General features: G+C 31.7%; 24 protein-coding genes. All 24 read left to right on the top strand.

Features of this window, described 5'->3' with window-relative positions; translation table 11 throughout:
* The coding region (locus tag ACREVU_RS20435) for a PfkB family carbohydrate kinase (RefSeq protein ID WP_431553443.1) at positions 1–960 on the top strand (960 nt) is incomplete at its 5' end.
* 2 nt (positions 961–962) lie between these two features.
* Positions 963–1,910, top strand: coding sequence for a sugar kinase (locus ACREVU_RS20430; RefSeq protein WP_431553442.1), 948 nt, complete (start codon positions 963–965; stop codon positions 1,908–1,910).
* 12 nt (positions 1,911–1,922) lie between these two features.
* On the top strand, positions 1,923–3,371 hold the full coding sequence (locus ACREVU_RS20425; RefSeq protein ID WP_431553441.1) for a tagaturonate reductase: 1,449 nt from the start codon (positions 1,923–1,925) through the stop codon (positions 3,369–3,371).
* A 19-nt stretch (positions 3,372–3,390) separates the two neighbouring features.
* Positions 3,391–4,878 carry a UxaA family hydrolase gene (locus tag ACREVU_RS20420; protein WP_431553440.1) on the top strand — a complete coding sequence of 496 codons (1,488 nt, stop codon included), beginning with the start codon at positions 3,391–3,393 and terminating at the stop codon, positions 4,876–4,878.
* A gap of 55 nt (positions 4,879–4,933) precedes the next feature.
* Positions 4,934–5,383: a NanQ anomerase/TabA/YiaL family protein gene (locus ACREVU_RS20415; protein ID WP_431553439.1), complete on the top strand. Its 450-nt coding sequence runs from the start codon at positions 4,934–4,936 to the stop codon at positions 5,381–5,383.
* A gap of 36 nt (positions 5,384–5,419) precedes the next feature.
* Entirely contained in the window at positions 5,420–5,845 is a 426-nt protein-coding gene (locus ACREVU_RS20410) for an HIT family protein (protein WP_431553438.1), read from the top strand.
* A 164-nt stretch (positions 5,846–6,009) separates the two neighbouring features.
* Complete coding sequence (locus tag ACREVU_RS20405; protein ID WP_431553437.1) at positions 6,010–7,518, top strand: sensor histidine kinase; 1,509 nt, start codon at positions 6,010–6,012, stop codon at positions 7,516–7,518.
* Positions 7,496–9,046 (top strand): response regulator, encoded by a 1,551-nt coding sequence (locus ACREVU_RS20400; RefSeq protein WP_431553436.1) that lies wholly within the window; start codon positions 7,496–7,498, stop codon positions 9,044–9,046. Before ACREVU_RS20405 ends, ACREVU_RS20400 begins: the two co-directional genes overlap by 23 nt.
* A gap of 188 nt (positions 9,047–9,234) precedes the next feature.
* Positions 9,235–9,558 (top strand): cupin domain-containing protein, encoded by a 324-nt coding sequence (locus ACREVU_RS20395; RefSeq protein ID WP_431553435.1) that lies wholly within the window; start codon positions 9,235–9,237, stop codon positions 9,556–9,558.
* Positions 9,559–9,736: 178 nt separating this feature from the next.
* The gene (locus ACREVU_RS20390; protein WP_431553434.1) at positions 9,737–10,792 is read left to right on the top strand and encodes a TRAP transporter substrate-binding protein; all 1,056 of its coding nucleotides are present in this window, start codon (positions 9,737–9,739) and stop codon (positions 10,790–10,792) included.
* Between the two features lie 108 nt (positions 10,793–10,900).
* A complete protein-coding gene (locus ACREVU_RS20385; protein ID WP_431553433.1) occupies positions 10,901–11,434 on the top strand; it encodes a TRAP transporter small permease in 534 nt (177 codons plus the stop codon).
* Positions 11,424–12,716, top strand: coding sequence for a TRAP transporter large permease (locus ACREVU_RS20380; protein WP_431553432.1), 1,293 nt, complete (start codon positions 11,424–11,426; stop codon positions 12,714–12,716). The genes ACREVU_RS20385 and ACREVU_RS20380 overlap by 11 nt, the downstream gene beginning before the upstream one ends.
* Positions 12,717–12,724: 8 nt before the next feature.
* The gene (locus tag ACREVU_RS20375; RefSeq protein ID WP_431553431.1) at positions 12,725–13,195 is read left to right on the top strand and encodes a YcxB family protein; all 471 of its coding nucleotides are present in this window, start codon (positions 12,725–12,727) and stop codon (positions 13,193–13,195) included.
* 267 nt (positions 13,196–13,462) lie between these two features.
* Positions 13,463–14,494, top strand: coding sequence for a TRAP transporter substrate-binding protein (locus ACREVU_RS20370; protein WP_431553430.1), 1,032 nt, complete (start codon positions 13,463–13,465; stop codon positions 14,492–14,494).
* A gap of 248 nt (positions 14,495–14,742) precedes the next feature.
* A complete protein-coding gene (locus ACREVU_RS20365; protein ID WP_431553429.1) occupies positions 14,743–15,729 on the top strand; it encodes a LacI family DNA-binding transcriptional regulator in 987 nt (328 codons plus the stop codon).
* Between the two features lie 29 nt (positions 15,730–15,758).
* The gene (gene kduD, locus ACREVU_RS20360; protein ID WP_431553428.1) at positions 15,759–16,541 is read left to right on the top strand and encodes a 2-dehydro-3-deoxy-D-gluconate 5-dehydrogenase KduD; all 783 of its coding nucleotides are present in this window, start codon (positions 15,759–15,761) and stop codon (positions 16,539–16,541) included.
* 63 nt (positions 16,542–16,604) lie between these two features.
* Entirely contained in the window at positions 16,605–17,435 is an 831-nt protein-coding gene (gene kduI, locus ACREVU_RS20355) for a 5-dehydro-4-deoxy-D-glucuronate isomerase (RefSeq protein WP_431553427.1), read from the top strand.
* Between the two features lie 503 nt (positions 17,436–17,938).
* Positions 17,939–18,127 carry a hypothetical protein gene (locus ACREVU_RS20350; RefSeq protein ID WP_431553426.1) on the top strand — a complete coding sequence of 63 codons (189 nt, stop codon included), beginning with the start codon at positions 17,939–17,941 and terminating at the stop codon, positions 18,125–18,127.
* 1 nt (position 18,128) lies between these two features.
* A complete protein-coding gene (locus tag ACREVU_RS20345; RefSeq protein WP_431553425.1) occupies positions 18,129–19,184 on the top strand; it encodes a Gfo/Idh/MocA family protein in 1,056 nt (351 codons plus the stop codon).
* Positions 19,185–19,302: 118 nt separating this feature from the next.
* Entirely contained in the window at positions 19,303–20,295 is a 993-nt protein-coding gene (locus tag ACREVU_RS20340) for an NADH:flavin oxidoreductase (RefSeq protein ID WP_431553424.1), read from the top strand.
* 178 nt (positions 20,296–20,473) lie between these two features.
* Entirely contained in the window at positions 20,474–21,766 is a 1,293-nt protein-coding gene (locus ACREVU_RS20335) for a VTT domain-containing protein (protein WP_431553423.1), read from the top strand.
* Positions 21,767–21,826: 60 nt separating this feature from the next.
* The gene (locus tag ACREVU_RS20330) at positions 21,827–22,627 is read left to right on the top strand and encodes a M50 family metallopeptidase (RefSeq protein ID WP_431553422.1); all 801 of its coding nucleotides are present in this window, start codon (positions 21,827–21,829) and stop codon (positions 22,625–22,627) included.
* Between the two features lie 142 nt (positions 22,628–22,769).
* A complete protein-coding gene (locus tag ACREVU_RS20325; RefSeq protein ID WP_431553421.1) occupies positions 22,770–24,104 on the top strand; it encodes a ferredoxin reductase family protein in 1,335 nt (444 codons plus the stop codon).
* Positions 24,105–24,910: 806 nt separating this feature from the next.
* The gene (locus ACREVU_RS20320; RefSeq protein ID WP_431553420.1) at positions 24,911–26,146 is read left to right on the top strand and encodes a DUF3798 domain-containing protein; all 1,236 of its coding nucleotides are present in this window, start codon (positions 24,911–24,913) and stop codon (positions 26,144–26,146) included.
* The last annotated feature ends 3 nt before the right edge of the window (positions 26,147–26,149 follow it).

Genomic DNA, 26,149 nt, shown 5'->3' with positions numbered 1-26,149 from the left:
TTTGCACAAGCAAAAGAGTTTGGAGTTGTTTATGGCGGGGGAGAAGCAAATGTCGCTGTATCACTTGCAAACTATGGTAAGGAAGCATATTTTGTAACAAAACTTCCAAAACATGAAATAGGCCAAGCAGCAGTAAATGAGCTTAGAAAATATGGAGTTAATACTAACATGGTAACACGTGGTGGAGACAGAGTAGGTATTTATTATTGTGAAAAAGGGGCCTCCCAAAGACCTTCTAAAGTGATTTACGATAGAGCATACTCAGCTATTGCACAGGCTAAAAGAGAAGATTTTAATTGGAAAGAGATTTTCAAGGGTGCGGAGTGGTTCCATTTTACAGGAATAACTCCTGCACTTTCAGATGAATGTGCAGCAATAACATTAGATGCAGTAAAAGCAGCAAAAGAAGCTGGAGTTATGGTAAGTGTAGATTTAAATTTCAGAAAAAAACTTTGGAGCAGTGAAAAAGCTGGCAAGGTTATGGGTGAAATTGTTAAGTACTGTGATGTAGTAATAGCAAATGAAGAGGATGCAGAAAAAGTTTTTGGAATTAGTGCAGAAGGCACGGATATAACTGGTGGAAGCATAAATCATGAAGGCTATAAAAATGTTGCCACAAAACTTTCAGAGAGATTCGGATTAAAGTACGTTGCCATTACACTTAGAGAAAGTTTTTCAGCAAGCGACAATGGTTGGTCTGCAATGCTTTATGATGGAAGTGAATTTTACAGTTCGAAAAAATATAAAATGCATATAGTGGATAGAGTTGGTGGCGGGGATTCATTTGGAGCAGGTTTAATTTATGGATTAACAACAGGCCTGACCAACCAAGAATCCCTTGAATATGCAGTTGCGGCTTCTTGCCTTAAGCATACTGTAGAGGGAGATTTCAACCTTGTTTCTAAAGATGAGGTAGAAACACTTATGAATGGCGATGCGTCAGGAAGGGTGCAAAGATAAATATGGATGTAGTAACTTTTGGGGAGTCTATGGTTTTATTTGGACCGGATTCCTCGGGACCTTTAAGGTATGTTCAAAATTTCAATAAATCTATTGCAGGGGCAGAGTCCAATGTGGCAATAGCACTTGCAAAACTGGGACATAAAGTTGGGTGGTTTTCAAAGCTTGGGAATGACGAATTTGGAAGGTATATAGAGGCAACAATTAGAGGAGAAGGTGTAGATGTATCCAGGGTTCTTGTAGATTCACAAAAGAATACGGGTATATTATTTAAAGAAAGATTTATGCACTCTAATCCAAATGTCTACTATTATAGAAAAGATTCAGCAGCTAGTACTTTGAAACCAGAAGAACTAGATGAGGATTATATAAAAAGTGCAAAGATACTTCATATTACAGGGATTACACTTGCACTTTCAGAAAGTTGTAGGAAAACAGTATTTAAGGCTATAGAAATTGCAAAAGCAAATAAGGTACTAGTTTCCTTTGACCCAAATATTAGACTGAAGTTATGGAGCAGGCAAGAGGCTGTACCAGTGCTTCTTGAAATTGCAAAACAATCAGATATAATTTTTCCTGGTATAGATGAAGGGCAAATGATGCTTGGCTTAGATAATCCTGAAGATATCTCTAAAAGGTTTATGGAAATGGGCTGTGGTTTAGTAATAGTTAAGCTTGGGGAAAAAGGCTGCTATATATCTGATAAAGAGGAATCGCACTATCTAAAAGGATACCCTGTAGAAAATCCACAAGATACGGTTGGAGCAGGGGATGGCTTTGCAGCAGGTTTTCTTTCAGGTTTATTACAAAAACTGAGCCTTAGTGAATGTGGAGAATGTGCAAATGGAGTAGGTGCAATGGCTATATTGGTAAAAGGAGATATGGAAGGGTATCCAAATCTAGAACAATTAATGGCATTTATCGGTAAAAAGAAAATAATAGAAAGATAAGGAGGAATAAAATTGCTATTAAGTAAGGAAACATATGGTGAATATAAACAGTATCCAGAAAGAGTACTTCAATTTGGTGAGGGAAACTTTTTAAGAGCATTTGTGGATTGGCAAATTGATAAAATGAATAAAAAGGCAGGTTTTAATGGTAGTGTAGTAGTAGTTCAACCTATTGAATTTGGTTTGGTAGATAAATTAAATGAGCAAGATGGTTTGTACACTCTTTACTTGCAGGGAATGAATGAAGGACGAGCAATAGCTGAGCATTCAGTAATAAATAGTATAAGCCGCGGAATAAATCCTTATACGCAGAACGATGAATATTTAAAGATTGCTGAAAATCCAGAACTAAGATTTGTGTTTTCAAACACTACTGAAGCAGGCATTGCATATGACGAAAGTGATAAGCTAGAAGATAAGCCTCAGAAAAGTTTTCCAGGAAAATTCACAGCACTTTTATATCATAGATTTAAGTTTTTTAATGGAGAAGCGAATAAAGGTTTAATAATAATACCTTGTGAGCTTATTGATAGAAATGGCGACAAACTTAAAGAAATAATTCTTAAATTTGCTAAGCTTTGGAATTTGGAAGCAGGGTTTGCCACTTGGATAAATGAAGCTAATACCTTTTGCTCTACACTTGTTGACAGAATTGTTCCAGGTTATCCAAGAGATACTATAAGTGAAATAACGCAGGAACTCGGCTATGAAGATAATTTAGTTAATGTCGGAGAACATTTTCACCTTTTTATTATTGAAGGACCAAAATGGATTGAAAAGGAATTTCCAGCAAGTAAAGCCGGACTTAATGTTAAGTTTGTTGAAGATATGACTCCATATAGAACAAGAAAAGTAAGAATACTAAATGGATCACATACATCGCTGGTGCCAGTATCCTACCTTTATGGTTTAAATACTGTTGCGGAATCTGTGGAACATCAGGTTATTGGAAAATTTATTAAAGACACAATATACGAAGAAATAATCCCTACACTAGATCTACCAGAAGAAGAATTATCATACTATGCAAAAGTTGTTCTAGAAAGATTTATGAATCCTTTTGTTAAGCATTATTTAATGAGTATATCTTTAAATTCAATGTCAAAGTATGAAACAAGAGATTTACCTTCATTACTTGAGTTTGTAAAGATAAAGGGTGAACTACCTAAAAGGTTAGTATTCTCACTAGCAGCACTTATAGAATTCTATAAAGGAAAAAGAGGAGAAGAAACAATTAAATTATCTGATGACACCGTTGTTTTAGAGCTTTACAAAACTCTCTGGGATAATTATGATGGAAGTGAATCAGCATTAAGAAATCTAGTAACTAAAGTACTTAATTATAAAAAAGTTTGGAAAATGGATTTAAATGAGGTTCAAGGTTTAACAGATGCAGTAACACATTATTTAACAAACATTGAGAAACTTGGTATGCAAGAAGCTATTAAAAAAGTTCTTTAATGAAAGTGAGGGTGTGCTCATGAAAAATATAATACAGATAAATGAAAAAGATAATATAGTAGTGGCTTTAACTGATTTTTTAAAGGGTGAAGTGATTTCTATAGGTAATAGTGAAGTAATATTAAAAGAAGATATTAAAAGAGGTCATAAAATAGCTACTCTTGATATTAAAATAAATGATAATATTATAAAATATGGATTTCCTATAGGACATTCAATTATTGATATTTCAAAAGGACAATGGGTTCATACTCATAATATAAAAACAAATCTAGATGGAATAAAGGAATATATTTTTAACCAAAAGCTTACAGAAAATAGTTTTATAAATAGAAAATTAACATTTAGTGGATATAAAAGAATTGACGGAAATGTAGGCATTAGAAATGAACTTTGGATAGTTCCTACTGTAGGTTGTGTAAACGGTATTGGGGATAGAATTATCGATAGGTTTAAAGAAATGGTAGGGAATGAGTCTATAGATAATACTTTTATATTAAAGCATAATTATGGTTGCTCACAGCTTGGAGAGGATCATATAAATACAAGAACTATATTAGGCGATGCGGTTAAACATCCCAATAATGGTGGAGTCTTAGTATTAGGGCTTGGATGCGAGAATAATAGTATGTCTGATTTTAAAAAATCCCTAGGCAAATTTAATGAAAAAAGAGTAAAGTTCTTAATTTCTCAGGAAGTTTCAGATGAAATAGAAGAAGGTGCCAAACTTCTTGTAGAACTTTATGAAAACATGAAGGGCGACGTTCGGGAAGTTTGCAGTTTATCAGAGCTCAAAATAGGATTGAAATGTGGAGGATCTGATGGGCTTTCGGGTATAACTGCAAACCCTCTTGTGGGAAGATTTTCGGATTTCCTTGTAGCTCAAGGTGGAACCACAATATTAACAGAAGTGCCTGAAATGTTTGGAGCAGAAACACTTTTAATGGCTAGAGCTGAAAACAAAGAAATATTTAATAAAACAGTTCATTTAATTAATGACTTTAAAGAATATTTTATGGGTTATAATCAGCCAGTATATGAGAATCCTTCTCCAGGAAACAAAGCAGGGGGCATAACTACTCTTGAAGATAAATCACTAGGTTGTACACAAAAATCAGGTACGGCAACCGTGATGGATGTGCTTAAATATGGAGAAGTTTTAAGGAAAAGTGGACTTAATCTTTTAAGCGCTCCTGGGAATGATTTAGTAGCATCCTCTGCGCTAGCAGCTGCTGGTTGTCAAATGATTCTATTCACAACAGGAAGGGGCACTCCATTTGGAAGTTTTGTACCTACAATGAAGATTTCAACAAACAGTCAAATATATGAATTAAAACCTCATTGGATTGATTTTAATGCAGGAGGATTAACTAAGGATAAGTCCTTAGAAACCTTGACTGAGGAATTTATAGAATATGTAATCAAAGTAGCTAGTGGTGAACTAACTAACAATGAGAAAAATAATTTTAGAGAGCTTGCTATATTTAAAAGTGGAGTTACACTTTAATTAATATTATTTTGATGAACGATAGGATTAGATAAAAATATTGGAGGAATAACAAATGGTAATAGATAAATTAAGTAATGCGGCACAATATTATGGTCTTTCTAGTAGAATAGAAAAAGCTTTGAAATATTTACAAAATACAGATTTAAAAAAGCTTGAAATAGGAAAACATGAAATTGATGGAAAGAATGTTATCGTTGTTGTATCTGAATACGATGCAAAAAATATAGAGGCAGGTAAGTGGGAAGCACACAAAAATCATTTAGATATACAATATGTGGCTTCAGGGAAAGAAAAGATTGGGTATGCTAGTATTGATGAGATGAAAATGATTGGTGAATATAATGAACAAAAAGATGTAATGTTTTTACAGGGCGAAGGCGATTTGTTATTACTTAATGAAGGTACTTTTGCTATATTCGCACCCCAAGATGCACATATGCCAGGGATAAAGGTTAATAACGGACAACATGTTAAGAAGGTTGTTGTGAAGATTTTAGCATAGATATTACTGGAAATTCAAATAAAAAGGAGATTTAACATGAATTTTGATAAAAATTGTTTTTACTGTGTTAAAGATGAAAGACTTACTGATTTAATGATTGAAATATGTAAGCTTGAATCTTCAACCTTATATTTATTTAAAGAACAGACTTATAAGGGAAGATGTGTTGTAGCATATAATGGACATAAAAGTGAGCTTTTTGATTTAAATGATGATGAGCGTTCACTTTACATGAAGGATGTGGCTAAAGTTGCTAATGCTTTAAGTAAAGCATTTTCAGCTGATAAAATTAATTACGGTGCTTATGCTGATACTATGACTCATCTTCATTATCATATAGTTCCTAAATATAAGAATGGACCTAGTTTTGGAGGAACATTTGAAATGATGCCTAGTGATAAGGTTCTTCTTAAAGATGAAGAATATAATGTGTTAATAAACAAAATCAAAGAAAACTTATAGATTTTATTTAATGATTAAATTGTAATAATATATATTGAACCTCAGACAAACTTTTTAGGCTTGTCTGAGGTTTGGTTAAATATACTAAGGATAAAATATTGATTAATATTTATCATAATGTAGAGCTAAATAATTATTTGTTATTTTATTTTAAGGAGTTTAAAATGAAATTTAAAAAAGCTGTTAATAAAAAATCTATAGCAAAGATATTTTTCAATAATTTTATACTTATTATTTTGATAATGGGCATTGGTTTTGCTTTTTCACTATATGAAAGTAAGTTTACCTCTCAGAAGTATGATGAGGTTACCGAGATAAATATTAAATTGAGTAAGCTGTCTTTAGAATTTAGTAATAGTTGGGGTTTTTTTGATATGTTTATAAAAACCAGGGATACTGAAAATATTCAAAAATATGATGAGTCAAATAATAAAATTAAAAATTTAATAATAGAAATTGAGCCATATATTCGAGAGGACAAAGATAGTGGTGTTTATTTACGAAATTTAAATAATATGTTTGGCTCTTATAAAGACCAATCCTACCAGTTAATGAGTAAAGTAATATATGCCGAAACATTAGATTCAAAAAGTTATGATAAATTAACGGAACTAAAGACATTGTTTACTTATATAAATAAACATTCTAAGTCATTAATGGTCTCATATTTGAATTACTCTAATTTACAGTATTCTACTACAATTGTAAGGTATAAAAATACAGAAATAAAAATCTATATTGCATTAATTTTAATCCTATTAATTAGCTTTGTATTTACTATGATTGTAAGTAGAGACTTGAACAACACTATGGGTAGGCTCCGAAAATATGCAGGTCTGTTATCAGATGCAAAATGGGAAATACCAGATCTTGAAGATCAAAAATACGATGAGTTAAACAGTCTGGCAAGGGCTTTTGATAAAATGAAACATAGTATTCGTGAATTTATTGAGGAATTAAATGAAAAAACTGAGATTGAAAAGAATTATCATATAGAACAACTTAAAAATGTTGAAAAGGACAAATTAATTAAAGAAACCCAATTATCAGCCCTACAATCACAGATGGACCCTCATTTTTTATTTAATACACTAAATACTATTAGTAGAGTTGCTATGTTTGAGTACGCAGATGAAACTGTGAAACTAATAGAAGCCACCTCAAAAATACTTAGATACAATTTAGACTGTAAAGACAAAATGGTGAAATTAGAAGAAGAAATACGCATGACAAAGGCTTATGTTATTATACAAGAAACTAGATTTCAAGATCAAATGAGCTTTAACTTTGATATTGATAAAAACTTATATGAGGTAAAAGTGCCTCCAATGCTCATTCAACCTATAGTGGAAAATGCAATAATTCATGGTCTTAGGGAAAAAGATAGTGGTGGCATAATAAGTATTACAGTAAAAGAAAAAAACAGTTTTATTGCTATTAGTATTAAAGATAATGGTGTAGGAATGGACAATGAAAAAATAAATACTCTTTTGAATGAGGTTAAAGACGAATCAATGGGACTTGGAGTGTTTAATGTGAAAAAGAGGGTAGGACTTTACTTTAATAGAAGTGATTTATTTATGATCAAAAGTCAAAAGGGAGAAGGTACAGAAGTGGTAATTTTGATTCCAATTGATGGGGGTGAAGATAGTGTTAAAACTTTTAATAGCTGAGGATGAGGCATTAGAAAGAAAAGCGCTTAGATTTCTTTTGGACAAATACTTTTCTGATAGTATTGAAGTAGTTGCTGAAGTAAACAATGGTAGGGATGCTGTAGAGAAAGCTAGTTTATTTAAACCTAATATTGTATTAATGGATATTCATATGCCTATAATGGATGGACTAGAAGCATGTAGTCTTATTAAAAATAATTACAAGGAAACCGAATTTATAATACTAACTGCTTTTAATTATTTTGATTATGCTAAAAAAGCAATACATATTGGTGTAAGTGATTATTTACTTAAGCCATTTTCAAATGAGGAATTTGTGAGTTCTCTAAATAAAGTAATTCTTAAAATTAACTCTAAAAATTCAATTATAAACAATAATAATGAATTGAAGGAAACTTATAAGAAAATTTCCCCTTATGTTGAAAAGCAGATGGTGGCAAACATAGCTTATGGTGTTACCTTAACTGAAATTCAATTTAATGAATACAAGAATATACTAAATATTGATAGTACTAAGTTTTGTTGCATAATATTTAATTTAGATAAGAAAATTTTTAATGAAAATAGTATTGTTGTGATAAAAAATAAATTGAGTATTTTATTCCCTAAAATGGTTGGAGGGTTATGTTTAAATCATATTATATTATTTGTTTTTGATGAAGCGGTAGGAAATAAAATTCTAAGTAAAGTTTTTAATGATTTGTTAAATAATCTTCAAGAGAATTTTAAACTAAACTATGAGGCAACTTTATCTATAGGTGTCTCATCAACGTATGTGGGTTTTAAACAATTATATCTTTCTTATAAAGAGGCAGAACGTTGTTTTAAAAAGAAAATAAATAAAAATTCTCTTTCGGAAAAAGAAGTTATAAACAATAATAACAATGTGAAAGAAGTTAATCATATTATAAGTTGTAAAATTGTAAATGAAGATTTAAATGGAGCAATAATTGAAGTTGATATTATGTTGAATAATTTACTTTGTGCAAATGATTGCTCTAATCTTTTAGTTACTAAAAAAAATCTTTTAGTTATTTTGGATAGAATTATTGATGACATAACTGAATTTGTTGGCAAAGATTTTAAAAGCTTTAACAAAGATAAAATATTGAATGAATTGGTTAATTTAACAGAAATTCTAGATCTGAAGAATTGTGTAAACATGGTATTGAAAGATCTTATACATTACATATCAAGCTATAAAAGAAGCAAAAATATTGATTTACTAGAAAAAGTGAAGATTTTTATTGAAAATAACTATATGAATGATATAAGCTTAGATAATCTAGCACAATATGTTTCAATGAGTAGCTTCTATTTAAGTAGAATATTTTCTAAGGCTTACGGCATGAACATTAAGGAATACATAATTAAAATTAGAATGGAAAAAGCAAAGTGTTTGCTTATGGAAGGAAATAAATCTGTTAAACAAATTGCTAGTGAAGTTGGATACTTAGATCAAAATTATTTTAGTAAAGCATTTAAAAAATATACTAATATTTCACCTAAGGAATACTGCAATTTATAGTTTTAACGACATTTCAGAAGGAAAGTCTCCTACTTCTATAAGTGGGAGTTACATGCTGTAACAAAGAGAAAACTTTAGTGGGAATCTAAATCTCCTTCTGAAGTCGTTAATCTGCAGCTCCGCAGGAGATGATTTAAGGATATGAAAATAGTGATTACTAATTAAATATAAAATAGGGGGAAAGATATATGATAGTAAGAAATGATAATGTGAAATTAAGTGATCTTGGCAAGGGGGTATCCCGCAAGATATTAGCACATGTGGAGAGCATAATGATGGTAGAGGTAAACTTTATTAAAGGCTCAGTTGGAGAAATTCATGCGCACATACATGAACAAATTAGTTATATTATAAAAGGAAGTTTTGAGGTAAATATTGATGGAAAAAAGGAGATAGTAAAAGCTGGTGATACTTTTTATGTTGTGCCAAACGCACTACATGGTGTTTTAGCACTGGAGGATTCAACCATATTAGATGTTTTTACTCCACAAAGAGATGATTTTCTAAAATAAGTAGCATATCGTTTACTTCCTCCATATCCTGTGTTTTTCGCAGGATATGGAGGATTTTTTTAATAGGACAATGAATTACATATAATCGCAAGTTATTCGTCTAGTAAAGGGTTACACCAAATAGTATGATAAGTACATAGATAAAACATAAATAAAACAATTAGTAGGGGGGAAAATTATGAATAAAAAGAAATTTATCGCTATATTTTCATGTCTTGTACTTACTGTAGGAATGCTTGCAGGTTGTGGTATGAAAACACCAACAAAAACAGAGGTAAAAGAAACAACAGCTGCAGCAGCAGGAACGGCAACAGCACCAGAGGTAACTCTAGTATATGCAGAGGTTAATCCACTAGATACTATTGTTGGTCAAACAGATACTAAATTTAAAGAAGAAGTAGAATCACTTTCAAAGGGAAAGATTAAGATTGATATTCAGGCAAGTGGAGTTTTAGGAGCAGAAAATGATGTGCTTGATTCAATGCTTGGTGGTGGTGGAACAATTGATATGTCCCGTATCTCAGCATTTGCTCTTACAAGTTACGGTGGAGCAAAGTCAAAACTGCTTTCCATTCCTTATACATTTGTAAGTCGTGAACATTTTTGGAATTTCGCTACATCTGACTTAGCTCCTGAATTCCTTATGGAGCCTCATGAAAATGGTAAGGGTATTAGAGGCTTATTCTATGGAGAAGAAGGGTTCCGTCATTTCTTTACAGTTAAACCCGTTAAAACTATAGCAGATTTAAAAGGTATGAAAATAAGAGTATCAAATGACCCTGTTATGAATGGTATGGTAAAAGGTCTTGGTGCTTCGCCTACAGTAGTATCTTTTGGTGAACTTTATTCGGCACTCCAAACTGGTGTAGTAGATGGCGCAGAACAACCTATTGCCAACTATAAATCAAATGCGTTCCAAGAAGTTGCACCGAATATGATTCTTGATGGCCATACACTTGGTGCAGTACAAGTAATCATTACAGATAAAGCTTGGGATAAACTTACAAAAGAACAGCAAGATGTTATTACAGCAGCAGGTAAAGCTGCATCGGCATATAATAGAAAGATATCTGCAGAAGCTGAAAATAAAGTACTAGTAGATTTAAAAGCAAAAGGTACTAAGATTATAGAAGTTAAGGATATCAAACCTTGGCAGGAAGCATGTAAAGCTGTGATTGATTCTTCTACAAAAGACAATGCTGCACTTTATCAAAAAATTCTTGACATGAAATAAGATTCACAAAAGGGTAGATTGAAAACCAGTACAAGTAGTTTTAATAGATGTTTATATGAACACAGAGGAGGATTACAACCTCTGTGTTTAATTTTGAGGAGGTAGCGAATGCCTAAAATTTTTAATACAATGGATAAGATTCAACCGGCATATGATTTGGCTTATAAGATTGTTCTTTTCTTATGCAAGTTACTTTTAATAGGGGATATTCTCATTACTACGATGTCGGTGGCTGGTAGATATATTTCTTTCATTCCAGATCCAGCATGGAGTGAAGAAGTGGTTTTAAGTTGCATGGCATATATGACAGTTCTTTCTGCGGCTTTAGCCATCAAAAGAAATGCACATATTCGTATGACAGCATTTGACAGATATTTGCCAAAACATTTGCTAACTGTTTTGGATATTATTGCAGATGTTGCTGTTTTAGGACTTGCTTTGGTTATGATAATAGTAGGTTGGAAATACGCAGTGCAAATCGGTAAAGTAGGAACTTATGTGAGTATGCCAGGTCTTTCTAGATTTTGGATGTATTTTCCGGTTCCGGTGGCAGGTATAGCAATGGTTATTTTTGAAATAGATTCTATATATAATCATATTAAACAATTTTTTGTAGAGAAGGAGGGTATTCATGGATGTTAATAGTATGGCAATATTAATTTTACTTGGTACATTTTTCATAATGGTATTTTTAAGATTTCCTATTGCTTATGCGGTAGCGCTTTCATCACTATTTTGTCTTTTGTACCTAGGACTTCCACTTATTACTATTTGTCAACAGATGGTAAAGGGAATTAGTTCTTTCAGTCTTATGGCTGTACCTTTCTTTATTACAATGGGATGTCTCATGGGATCAGGAGGTATCTCTGAAAAACTGATTGCACTAGCCACTGCTTGTGTTGGCTGGATGCGAGGAGGTATGGCCATGGTTAACATTGTTGCATCATACTTCTTTGGAGGTATTTCTGGTTCTGCAGCTGCGGATACGGCATCTCTTGGTAGTCTTTTAATCCCTATGATGGTAGAACAAGGCTACGATGCTGACTTTTCAACGGCAGTTACCATTACTTCATCTGTTGAAGGACTCTTGGTTCCACCAAGTCATAACATGGTTATTTATGCCACAACTGCAGGTGGTATTTCGGTGGGAAGTCTTTTCCTTGCAGGGTATATACCGGCCGCAATACTAGCAATATCCCTTATGATAGGATCCTATATCATTTCTGTTAAAAGAAACTATCCAAAGGGTGACAAATTCAGAATGAAGATTTTGTTAAAACAATTGAGTATTTCTTTTTGGGCTCTTGCCGCCGTTATGATAGTTGTAGTGGGAGTAGTATTTGGTGTATTTACAGCAACAGAGTCGGCAGCTATTGCAGTTATTTACAGTTTGCTTGTTAGTTTATATATTTATAAAGGCCTTGATTGGAAGGGTGTTTGGAAAGTTCTTGAAGGTTGTGTAGATATACTTTCAATAGTTCTCATACTGATTGCGACTTCTAGTATTTTTGGATATTGCCTTACTTTCTTGCACGTTCCAGATTTAGCAGCAAAAGCAATTATAAGTATTTCGGATAATCCAATTATTTTAGCACTGCTTCTAAACCTTATTCTTTTAATACTTGGATGTATTATGGATATGGCTCCAATTATACTGATTGCTACCCCAATTTTGCTACCAATTGCAACTTCAATTGGAATTGATCCTATTCAGTTTGGTATTATAATTGTCTTAAATTGTGGGATAGGTCTTTTAACACCACCTGTTGGTGCCGTGCTGTTTATTGGCTCTGCAGTTAGCAAGGTGTCCATGGAGCGAATTGTAAAAGCCACATTACCATTTTATTTGTGTATGATCATTACACTTTTAATGCTTACATTCATTCCGGAAATTAGTTTGTTTCTTCCATCATTATTTAACTAAGGAGAGATATGAAATATAAATTTACTTATCAAACAACAGCTTTTGATCTTTGGAAGTTATCCATGTACTCTACTTATGCTTCAATAGTAGGGATATGTAATATTATATTTACATTTGCCATGATTCTTGTGTCGATAAAGGTTTGGGAAGATGTAAATAGTGTTATGAAAGTACTTTTGATAATCGTGATATGTTTATTTACGGTTATTCAACCCACAGTCGTTTATAGAAGGGCAAAAATGCAGGTAAGAGCAGTTTCCCATGATATGGAGATAGGTTTTGATGATAGTGGGATTCATGTAAAAACTAAAAATCAAAGTTCAGATTTATTATGGAATACGGTAAAAGGTGTATCAAAAAAGATGAACATGATTGTTGTATTTTCAACGACTAAGCATGGTTTTGTACTAACTAATAAAGTGCTTGGAAAACAAAAAAAAGACTTTTATGAATATGTAGTTTCTAAGATTGAAAAATGAATATAATTAATTGCCTATCATCTTTCTACGAAATGATGATGGGCAATTTTTCATTCATTATATAGTGTAACAGATAAACTCAGTAGTAAAGCAATTGACTTATTTTACTGCTAGATTCATAATAAAATCATAACTTTATTTAAGTTATGATTTTGTTCAAAAGAATTGCTTTTGCTTTTTCAATATATAAAAGAAATATTACCTCTGAGAAGTATTATAAATACATAGATGAAAAAACAAACAAAAAACGATTAAGAGGGGGGAATAATGAATAAAAAGAGATTTATTGCAATATTTTCGTGCCTTGTACTTACTGTAGGAATGATTAGTAGCTGTGGAAACAAAGCTGATAATACAAGTAAAAAGAAGGAGACACTTAAGGTAGAAACAAAATCAATTACTTTAAGATTATCAGACAATCAACCTGATGGTTACCCAACAATACTTGGAGATCAAGCATTTGCAAATGAAGTAGAAAGAAATACTAATGGAAGAATAAAAATTGAGGTATATGGAGGAGCTCAACTTGGAGATGAAAAAAGCTCTATAGAACAAGCTCAATTTGGAGCAGTTGATATAATACGTATAGGTGCTGCACCACTGGCTGAAGTTAATAAGCAAGTGGGTGTTTTAATTCTTCCCTATCTTTATAAGGACAAAGATCAAATGTTTAGAGTTTTAGATGGAGAGATAGGAGATAAAATATTTGCTGATTTACAAGCAAATAGTAAAATTGTAGGACTTTGTTGGCTAGATTCTGGAGCAAGAAATTTTTATAATGCAAAAAGAGTTGTAAAAACACCAGCTGATTTAAAAGATTTAAAGATTAGAGTACAAGAAAGTAAGCCTATGATGGATATGGTTAAAGCTTTAGGTGCATCACCTACTGAAATGGCTTATGGTGAAGTTTATAACGCAATGCAAACTGGAGTAATTGATGGAGCTGAAAATAATTGGCCTAGTTATTTATCATCTAATCATTATAAAGTAGCAAAGTTTATTACAATAGATGAACATACAAGAGTTCCAGAAATGATAGCTTTTAGCAAGATTTCTTGGGATAAAATATCAGCAGATGATCAAGTAATAATAAGAAAAGCTGCGGATGTAGGTGCAAAGGTAGAGAGATTTGAATGGCTTAAACAGTCAGATGAAGCAGAGGCTAAAATAGTGGGAAAAGGTGGAGTTACAATTACCAAACTAGATGATAATCAAGTATTTCAGAATAAAGTTAAAGGTATGTATGCAGCGCATCCTGAATGGAAGGTTTTAATTGATGAAATAATATCTACAAAATAATATCTACAAAATAATTAAAGTAAGGTATTTAATAATATTTATGGAATTGACAATGGGACTTGTACCATTGTCAATTGTTTTAACAGCGAAGAAAATAAGGTGAATTTATAGTCAATCATTTTTTTTGGTAATTACGTTATCGTTAACGATTTATCTATATAAGTATTGTATTATATATTGTTAAGTGGTATAGTTTATATAGAACGTTAACGTTAACGAAAATACTAGTTAGTATTGAGGAGATAAATATGGTAGGAATAAAGGATATAGCAAGAGAATGTAATGTTTCTGCTACAACAGTATCTAGGGCATTAAATAATAGTAGTGAAATTTCTAAAAAAACAAGAGAGCTTATATTGAAAACCTGTGATGAAAGAGGTTATATTCCAAATTCTTCTGCTAGGAACCTCATATTGAATAAAACAAATATGATAGGACTTTTAATACCAGATATAACCAATCAATATTATGCTTATGTGAGTAAGGGAGTTAGCTCATATTTAGAAAAAATAGGTTATGGACTTGTTCTTTGTAATAGTGATAGAAATAAAGAAAATGAAACTAGATACATTAATTTTTTATCACAGAAAAGGGTTGATGGTATAATTCTTATTCCTGTAAAGCCTAAAGCCTCTGATTATAAAAAGATAATTGAAAATGTTCCACTGGTAATGGTAGATAATTATGTTAATGATTTAGATATAAGTTATGTAGGAAATGATAATTATGTTGGGTCTAGAAAAATAGTTTCGCACATGTTAAGTAAGGGATATAGAAAAATCGGAGTAATACTTGGCGATGAAAGTTCCTCTGCAAGTAACGAAAGGTTAAAGGCTTATAGAGACTTGTTAATAGAAAATAACATAGAAATCAATGTAGAAATTTTACTAAATAGCAGTGCGACATTTGAAGATGGATTTAAGCTTGCTAAAATACTTATAGACCAAAAGGTAGATGCAATTTTTACTATAAACGATACGGTAGCAATGGGAGTTATGAAGTACTGTCATATGAACAATATTCAAATACCGAGAGATATTGGCATTGCAGGTTATGATGATATTGAGCAGGCTGCTATGTTACCCGTTCCACTAACCACAATTCATCAAAGAAAATTTGAATTAGGAAAAATTGCAGCAAAAATATTAATGGATGAAATCAATAATAATGAAAGTGCAAAACAAAAGATTATATTGCAACCTGAGCTTATTATAAGAAAATCTTGTAATGAATAAAAAATAAATATGGAAAAGGAGTTAATAAAATGAGTACAAATATAAATGAATTTTCAATGGATTTTTTTTCACTAAAGGGTAAAGTAGCAATTGTAACCGGAGGTAATACTGGACTTGGACAAGGCTATGCAGTAGCACTGGCGAAAGCAGGAGCGGATATTTTTATTCCTACATATGATACTAATTGGGATGAAACTAGAACTCTTGTAGAAGAACAGGGAAGAAAAGTTTCTTTCTTTCAAGCTGATTTATCGAAAAGAGAAGAAATAACTGCCACTGTAGAAGCTTGTGTAAAAGCATTTGGCAGAATTGATATTTTAGTTAATAATGCAGGTACTATTAGACGTGCACCACTACTTGAATACAAAGATGAAGATTGGAAAGCAGTACTAGATATAAACTTAAATGCGGTTTATTTTTTAAGTCAAGATGTTGCAAAGATAATGGTTAAGCAAGGATCAGGAAAAATTATAAATATTGCATCTATGCTTGCATTCCAAGGTGGAAAATTTGTACCAGCATATACTGCAAGTAAACATGCGGTAGCAGGGGTAACTAAAGCTTTTGCAAATGAGCTTGGAGATAAAAATATTCAAATAAATGCTATTGCACCTGGATATATAGCAACTGATAATACAGCACCAATTAGAGCAGATGAAGCAAGAAATGCAAGCATTTTAGATAGAATACCAGCAGGCAGATGGGGAGAGCCATTTGATGTAATGGGAACTGTTGTATTTTTAGCAAGTCGTGCTTCAGATTACGTTAATGGTCATATTTTAGCTGTAGACGGTGGATGGTTAGTAAGATAATTCAATTAGTAATGTTCCAATAATAAAATGTTATAGAAAAAATTAATATTAGGAGGAATTATAATGGAAATTAGATATTCAAGTCATAATGAAGATGCTAAAAAATATGATACTACGGAGCTCAGAAAACACTTTTTAATTGAGGACCTATTTGTACCTGGAGAAATAAAGATGGTTTATAGCCATATAGATAGAATAATAGTTGCAGGTATAGTACCAACAGATAAGGTGCTTTCACTAGAAGGAAGTAAAGCTTTAGGTTGTGATTACTTTCTTCAAAGACGTGAGCTTGGAGTAATTAATATTGGTGGAGCAGGCATAGTTACCTTAGATGGTAAAAAATATGATTTAGGATCTAGAGACGGCCTTTATGTTGGACAAGGAATTAAGGAAGTTACATTTGAAAGCATAGATGCTAAAATCCCTGCAAAATTTTATGTGAATAGTGCTACAGCACATAAAAGTTATCCTACAGTGAAAATCGGCTTAGCTGATGCTAAAAAAGTAAAAGCTGGTAGTGATGAAGAATGTAATAAGAGAGTAATAAATCAATATGTACATCCAGCAGTTTGTAAAAGCTGTCAATTAGTTATGGGAATGACAATACTTCAGCCTGGTAGTGTATGGAATACAATGCCTTGTCATACACATGATAGAAGAATGGAAGTATATTTATATTTCGATATGGATGCAGATAATGTAGTATTCCATCTAATGGGAACTCCTGATGAAACAAGACATATAGTTATGAAAAATGAACAAGCAGTTATTTCTCCAAGTTGGTCAATACATTCAGGTGTGGGAACAAAAAATTATACTTTCATTTGGGGTATGGTTGGGGAAAATCAAGAGTTTACAGATATGGATGCAGTGTTAACTAAAGATTTAAGATAATTTATTTAATGTAAATTAAGTAAAATTTGTACAATACATAATCACTATATCAACTTAGATTTTAAGCTGCTATAGTGATTATTATTTAAAACTGAATTTATATAGCTGTTTATATTGCTTAAGGGAAATATTTTTGTAATCTTTAAATTGCTTTATAAAATACACCTTCTATTATGGTGAATATTTGATGCTTTTTTTAAATTTACTATATCATATAATATTTAATTGTGTTAATTTGTAAGTATAAGTACTTATACAATAGAAAGGTACTGCTTTTTATTGTTTCTAAAATTCTTGAAACAATATATGAATCTACAAATACAGGTAAAGCTATATACTTTCAATAAAAGGAGGAAAAAATCATGTTAAATAAATTATCAGCACAACTATAGTCAGTTAAAGATTATACAAATAGTGATTTTTTTGGAACACTTGAGGAAATATCTAAAATAGGTTATACAGGTGTTGAATTTGCAGGATACAAAGATATAACAGCAAAATATATGAATAAAAAGCTTAAAGAGCTTAATTTAATTGCTTTGTCTGCACATGTTGGAATAAACAGCCTTAAAGACAACTTAGATGCTGAAATAGAGTATCTTAATACTTTAGGTGCAAAATATATAGTCTGTCCATATGCAGAAAATATGGAAAAATCATTTGAATATATAATGGGAAAGAGGGTATTATAAAATGTTTAATTTAGGAATTATAGGTTTTGGAGGTATGGCAGAGTATCATTTCAAATCTCTTAAGGATTATAAGCGACTTAATGTAAAAGGTGTGTTTGATATAAATCCAGAAAGATGTGATTTTGCAAAAGAGCAAGGACTTAAGGCATATGGTTCAAAAGAGGAGCTATTTGCGGATTCCGATATTGATATAATTCTTGTTGCTACAACTAATGAGGTGCATAAAGAATTATTGATTGAGGCGATGAGAGCTGGAAAACATGTAATTAGTGAAAAACCTGTAACACTATCCTCAGTGGAACTTGAGGAAGTAATAGCCGCATCTATTAAGTATAATAGAGTATTTACTATTGATCAAAATAGACGAACAAATAAGGATTTTATTTTAATGAAAAGAAGTGTTGAAGAGGGGCTACTTGGAGATGTGTATGCTATAGAATCTAGAGTTGAGGGATCCCGTGGAATGCCAACTGGTTGGAGAACTATCAAAAGGCTTGGTGGCGGTATGATGGTAGATTGGGGGGTACATTTAATTGATCAAATGATGTATATGGTCCATGAGAAAGTTACAAATGTATTTTGCAAAATGTACAATATTGAGTACAGTGATGTGGAAGATAACTTCCGTCTTACATTGACATTTGAAAGTGGATTAACAGCTCATATTGAGGTATCTACCAACAATTACATAACACATCCAAGATGGTATGTTCTGGGGAAAAAAGGTACACTTCAAATTGATAATTGGGATTGTAATGGGAAAATAGTAAGGTGCATAGATAAAGAAAGTGTTTGGGTAGATGAAATTGTTTATACCAAAGCTGGACCTACTAAAACTATGGCGCCAAGAAACGCAAATTCTACAGAAGAAATAACTCTATCTGAGCCTATGGATGTTGTGGATAATTTAACAGTTGTGTATGATGGGCTTTTGGATGCTATTGAAGGAAAAGCAGCTCTTAAAATAACACCGCAGCAAGCAATGCGTGTTATCAAAGTAATGGAAGCAGCATTCTTATCTAGTGAAACGTCAACTGCGGTCAATGTTGAAATATAGAGTATATAGGATGAAAAATTGAAACATTGAAACATTGAATTCTGTGGGTAAATTTGATAGAATAAGAAACAATGATAAATATTTAAGGATAATGATTAATTATATCAGGAGGTAGAAAATGTCATATTTACTTAGACCACTAGAACAGTGCAAATTAATGTTGAAAAATAGATTGGTTATGCCACCAATGGCTACTTCTAAATCTGAACTGGATGGAAGGGTCAGTAAAGGAATGTTAGATTATTATGATGAAAAATCCCAAGGTGGGTATATTTCGTTGATTATTATCGAACATAGCTTTATAGCCCAGCAAGGTAAGGCTAGTGAAAGAATGCTTTCTATAGCAGATGATAGTATTGTGGAAGAACTAAAAAAGCTGGCAAATGTTATTCATAAAAATGGTTCTAAAACAGTAATGCAAATCAATCATGCTGGAAGTGCAGCAAATAAAGAGATTACAGGATGTGATCCAGTTGGACCATCGGCTATAGCTAATCCACGCTTAGGCAATGTTCCAAGGGAACTTAGTAAAAGTGAAATTAAAATTATAATTTTAGAATTTGCTAGTGCTGCAAGGCGTGTTAAAGAAGCTGGCTTTGATGGAGTAGAAATTCATTCTGCTCATGGATATCTTCTCAACCAATTTTTCTCTCCTCTGACTAACAAAAGGACTGACGAATATGGTGGAGATATACTCGGAAGAATTAAAATCCATTTAGAAATTATTAAAGCGGTACGTGAAGCTGTTGGTAATGATTTTCCAATCCTGCTTAGATTAGGTGCTTCTGATTATATGGAAGGTGGTAGTACTATTGAAGATAGCAAAACTGCAGCCTTAGAATTTGAAAATGCAGGTGTAGATATCCTAGATATTTCAGGAGGCTTTTGTGGGTATACTATTCCAGGTAATACTAGTCAAGGTTATTTTTCACCATTAACTGAAGCTATTAAGGAGGTTGTATCCATTCCAGTTATATTAACAGGAGGAATTAATGAAGTTCTCGCAGCTGAAAAATTGTTATCTTCTGGAAAGGCAGATCTTATTGGTGTAGCTAGGGCTATATATAAAGACTCTAAGTGGGCTAAAAATGCTATTGAAAGTTTAAAATAGATATTTAAAAAAATCATCAAATAAAAAAAGACATTAAGGGAGAAAAAACCTTGATGTCTTTTTTTGCATTTTACATAAAAAAATAGCCTATTATATAAATTATGGTATAATAATAGCAGTAAATAGTAGTATTAAAACCTGTTGAGATATAATCGCTTATTAAGTGAGGTGTGATTTATTGAACTCTGTCATAGGACTAATTAATCATTATGGATATATTATTTTGTTTACTTCACTAGTTCTTGAATTAATTGCATTTCCTCTACCAGGAGAGTTAATGATGACTTATTGTGGATTTCTTGTGTATCAATCCAAAATGAATTGGATTATAAGCATTATTGTAGCTACTTCTGGTGTAGTAGTAGGAATTACAATATCATACTTTGTAGGTGCCAAATTAGGAATAAAATTTTTTGATAAATATGGTTCCTATATTCATCTTGGACCCAAGCAAAGGGAAAAAACATCAAAGTGGTTTAAATCATCCGGTAATAAATTGTTGATTTTAGCATATTTTATACCTGGAGTTAGACATATTACGGGATATTTTTCTGGCATAACGGAGATTACATATAAAAGATTTGCAATAAATGCTTATTTTGGAGCTTTCCTATGGACTACTACTTTTATTTCACTTGGTAAGGTTCTTGGACCAAACTGGGATAAATTTCATAGTTATATATCAAAATATTTAATTATTGGCAGCTTAAGTATAGCTCTTATTTTCATTATTGCGTATGTTTATAAAAATCATAAGATACAAATAATGGAAAGCACTTATAAATTGATAAATAGAACTATAATTACCTTTCATTCCATGGGAAAAATCAAAGTTGTTATAGCTGGTGTTGCAGTTGCTTTCTTGGGGTTTGTGGTGCTTGTAATTGCTGTAATCCAAGATTATTTATCGCATGAATTCCTGCAATTTGATCTTGTAGTATCTTATTTAGTAAAAGCAATTTTTCCAACAGATGGATCTCATATTATCCGTTTGTTTCAAATGATAACTTCAATTAAAATCTTAGTACCGCTTACTATTCTCATATTTATATGGATTATAAGAAAAAATAGAAAGCCTGTTCTTGAATGTGAGTTTCTATTTATTGTAATAGCTGGAGGAGAGGTTTTACAATTTTTATTAAGATATATTTTCAGGCGCAGGGGGCCTTGCATCATAAGGATGCTGGGAAATAGTCAATATACTTTTCCTAGTGATAAGTCATTAATGGCAATTGTAGCATATGGTTTTTTCGCTTTTTTAATAATGCGAAACTTAAAGAAAGCTTGGATTTCAACTGCAGTGGTAATTATGACATTACTTATTTGCTTATGTGCAGGACTAAACCCTATATTCTATCAAACTGCATATCCAAGTGATGTTTATGCGGGGTATATTTTTGGTGGAGTTTGGCTTACTATAAATATTGTTTTATTGGAAGTCTATCGAATACTACCTGAGATAGAAGTATAAAGTAAGCCCAAAAGGCTTCCTTTATACATAAAAACTGTAGGCATTAGAAAGGGTGATTTAATGGATTTTTTAGTTAATTTAATAATAAAGACAATTTTAGATACTTTATATTTGACAGGAATGATAATTTTAGTAGGATTTATTCTTGGATTTTTGAGGGAACATTCAATGGAAAATTTTCAGAGGAGTTTTGGATGGAAGGCGATTGCTATTACAGCTGTTATAGGTGTGCCAATTCACGAAATGTCACATGCTATTTTTTGTGTTCTCTTTGGACACAAAATAAAAAAAATAGTTCTTTTGCAAAAGAGAGATGAAAATGGTGTGCTTGGTTACGTAAGTCATGCTTACAGCCCTAATAGTGTATATCAACAAGCAGGTAATTTTTTCATTGGAATTGCACCAATTTTTGGAGGAGTTTCTTCTATAATAGCACTAATGTATGTGATAATCCCTAAGACATATAATGAATTTGTAACTATATCTATGAATAATTTGAATATAACCAAAATAAGTAATGTTGCACTAAACGGCATATTGAATTCTTATGTGGATTTAATAAAAATAATTTTTTCTATTAATAACCTCACCAATCCATACTTTATATTATTCTTATTTTTAGCTATATGTATTTCAGCTCATATATCCTTAAGCACTGCGGATATTAAAGGGGCTTCTAAGGGATTAATTATAATATTTTTATTAATATTACTTGTAAATAGCCTTGGATTTTCTAGATTTGTTTTGGCTGAAAGCATATTGAAATATAACATTTTATTAATAGGGTTTCTCATAGTAGCCTTGATTTTTTCATGCATAACATACTTAATAAGTTTGATTCTAGCAGCAATAAAGAATTAATACAGTATAAAAGCACAAGCTGGTAGTCTCTATTAGATTACCTGCTTGTAATTTTATAAGTTCTCATAATCCTAACAAATTAATAGGGAATTATGGTATAATAATTTAATTGTAAAACTAGTATAAATAAGGAAGTGTTTGTATGAAAATAAAAAAAGCATTTTGGATCTTATTATATTTCCTTGCACCCGTATTACCTGTATATTTTTATGTGGTCCAAGCGTCAAAAAGTAATAAGGATTTTATATTTTTATTAGGTGGAGCACTAGGAATTTGTTCTTACGTTATTTTTGTTAATCAATTTATAATTACGGCTAGGCCAAAGTTTATTGAAAAAAACTTTGGCATGGATAAAATGTATAGATTCCATATGGTTATGCCCATAGTTGCTTTTATTCTAGGACTTATACATAAGCAGCTTAAAGAAAATTATTTTGGTGAATCTTTTCAAACATCTTTAGGAGATGCAACTCTTGTAATATTTGGCGCTATAATTGTTATTAGTACTTTGTTAATGGTTAATAAGCTATTTTTCAAAATAAAAATAGTGGATGAGGTAAGAAATTTACTTAAGAAAATTTTAAAGCCAAAGCACGAAGTTCTTGTTACGGTCCACAATATTACAGTACTAGGAGTTTGCGTTTTATTAGTTCATATACTTTTGAGTAGTGCTGTAAAGGTCAATATTCCATTAGAGATAACACTTGTATCTTACTTTGTAATAGCCTTATCCATGTATTTTTATCATAAAATATTAAAAAGAAATATGGCTAAGAGCAAGGAATATACTATATCGGAGATTATAAAAGAATGCGATAATATAATCACTTTAAAATTCAAACCTAAAAATCATGAATTATTTAAATATAAACCAGGACAATTTTTATATGTTAAAATTTACAATGAAGAAATTCCAAAAGATGAACATCCATTTACCATATCATCAAGCCCCATAGTAGTGGATTATGTTTCAGTAACAGTTAAGCAACTGGGAGACTTTACTAATAGCCTTGTAAAAGCCAAGGTAGGAGACAAGGCATACATTGATGGCAGTTTTGGAAGCTTTACTCATTTAGATTTACCAAAAGATAATAAGTTATGTTTCATTGCTGGGGGAATTGGAATAACACCATTTTTAAGTATGCTAAGATACTTAAACTTAAAGGAAAAAGATAGACAAGTTGTTTTGATTTGGGGTGTTCGCGATAGTAGTGAACTAATTTGCAATGAAGAATTAACTTTAATAGCAAATAACATGGAAAATTTAATCATTATACCAGTTCTATCTTCAGATAGAAACTATAATGGAGAGCAAGGATACGTTGATTTCAGTAGAATTAAGAGGTTATTAAAAAATGATTTTGATTATGACTTTTTCATATGCGGACCTCCAATTATGCTTGGAAAGGTGGTTTCTGATTTAAAAGCCTCTAATATTGATTCTAAGAAGATTCATTTTGAAAGATTTTCAATTTAACGACATTTTAGAAGGAAAGTCTCCTACTTCTATAAGTGGGAGTTACAAGCTGTAACAAAGAGAAAACTTCAGTGGGAGTCTAAATCTCCTTCTGAAGTCGTTAATATGCAGCTCCGCAGGAGATGATTTAATAAGTAATTTTAAGAAAAAACAGCATTTCTGTAATAGCGGAGGTGCTGTTTTGTTATTTGTTAATGAAACAGCCTTTTATTCGTAGAAGGGTTAATTGCATAAAGTATGAATATCATGTTCATTTGACAAGCAATTAGCAAAAACATTTAACAACCTAAACAAAGTAATAGAATACATAATTTAGGATTTAACTTGCGGATTAGTATTAGAATAAAAGAATATAATAATCAAAAAATTCATATATTATTTTGAAGGTGATACTAGTATATGTAGCTTTTAATATAGACGAGTTCATAATTTATTTATATCTTGACAAAGAATATTAAACCTTGTATTATTATAAATAATAATAATACAAATAAATACAATATTTAATTAAATGAATTTCATATTAAGCATTAATTCAATTTGGAGTAGTAGAGGGACAACCTATTTATCGAAAAGAAGTGTTTTATAGTAAATGATGGAATGATATGGAGAATAAGTGAATGAAATCACAATATGAATTATTATGAGCAGTAAATTTCTCTGAAACCATTCAAATTTTTACAACTTATAACTTTGGATGCTAAATTCTTTGTAAAACTAATTCCTTATGAACAAGGAGATTTTTGACTTAGAATTTTTGTATTATAAATGAGCTTTGCTCTGAAAAATAAAAAGGGGGATTCTAGATGTTAAAACGATCATTAGCAATTGGTTTAAGTTTAATTCTAACATTTGGTATGGTAGGATGCGCAAAAAAAACACCAACAACAGGAACTACAACGGCACCTGCTGTAACTGAAGCGAAAAAGATGCATATTGGTATTGTTACTGGTACCGTATCACAAGGTGAGGATGATCTGCGTGGTGCTGAAGCAATGATTGCAAAGTATGGCGATGCTGCTTCCGGTGGAATGATAAAGCATGTTACTTATCCGGATAATTTTACACAAGAACTAGAAACTACTATTAGTACAATTACTGGCCTAGCAGATGATGAAGACATGAAAGTAATAGTGGTAAATCAAGCAGTTCCAGGTACTGTGGCAGCATTTAAACAGATTCGTGAAAAAAGGCCCGACATATTACTATTAGCTAACTCTTCTCAAGAAGATACTGCTATGATTGAAGAAGCTGCAGATTTAGTTGTGGATCCTGATAATGTAAACCGTGGATACCTTATGATACTCGCTGCGAAAAAGATGGGTGCAAAAACTTTTGTGCACATATCTTTCCCTAGACATATGAGTATAGAACTTCTTTCACTCAGAAAAAACATTATGGAACAAGCTTGTAAAGACTTAGGGGTAAAATTTGTATTTGAAACAGCTCCAGACCCAACGAGTGACGTTGGAGTTCCAGGAGCACAACAATTTATTTTAGAAAAAATGCCTGCATGGGTTGAAAAATATGGAAAAGATACAGCATTCTTCTGCACAAATGATGCTCAAACAGAGCCATTATTAAAACGTGTTGCAGAACTTGGTGCTATATTTGTTGAACCAGATCTTCCTTCACCAGTAATGGGATATCCAGGAGCATTTGGTATTGATTTAAAAGCAGAAGCTGGAAATTGGCCTGCAATTCTAAAAAAAGTTGAAGAAACTGTAGTTGCTAAAGGTGGTTCAGGAAGAATGGGTACATGGGCATTTTCTTATGGATACACAGCTAGCGAAGGTCTAGTAGAATATGGTAAGAATGTAGTAGAAGGCACAATGCAAAAGGGCAATCTTTCTGATGTAATAAAGGCATTTGGTGCATATACACCAGGAGCTGAGTGGAATGGTTCATTGTATACAGATAGAGTTAGTGGAAAAGAAATTTCAAATCACGTAATGGTTTATCAAGATACTTATGTATTTGGAAAAGGATACTTAGGTAATAGTAAAGAAGTTGTCCCAGCAAAATATAAGCTTATAAAATAAATT

This window comes from Clostridium sp. (genome assembly GCF_050717535.1).
Taxonomy (GTDB): Bacteria; Bacillota; Clostridia; order Clostridiales; family Clostridiaceae; genus Clostridium_AD.
This window is presented reverse-complemented; position numbering and strand designations above follow the sequence as displayed.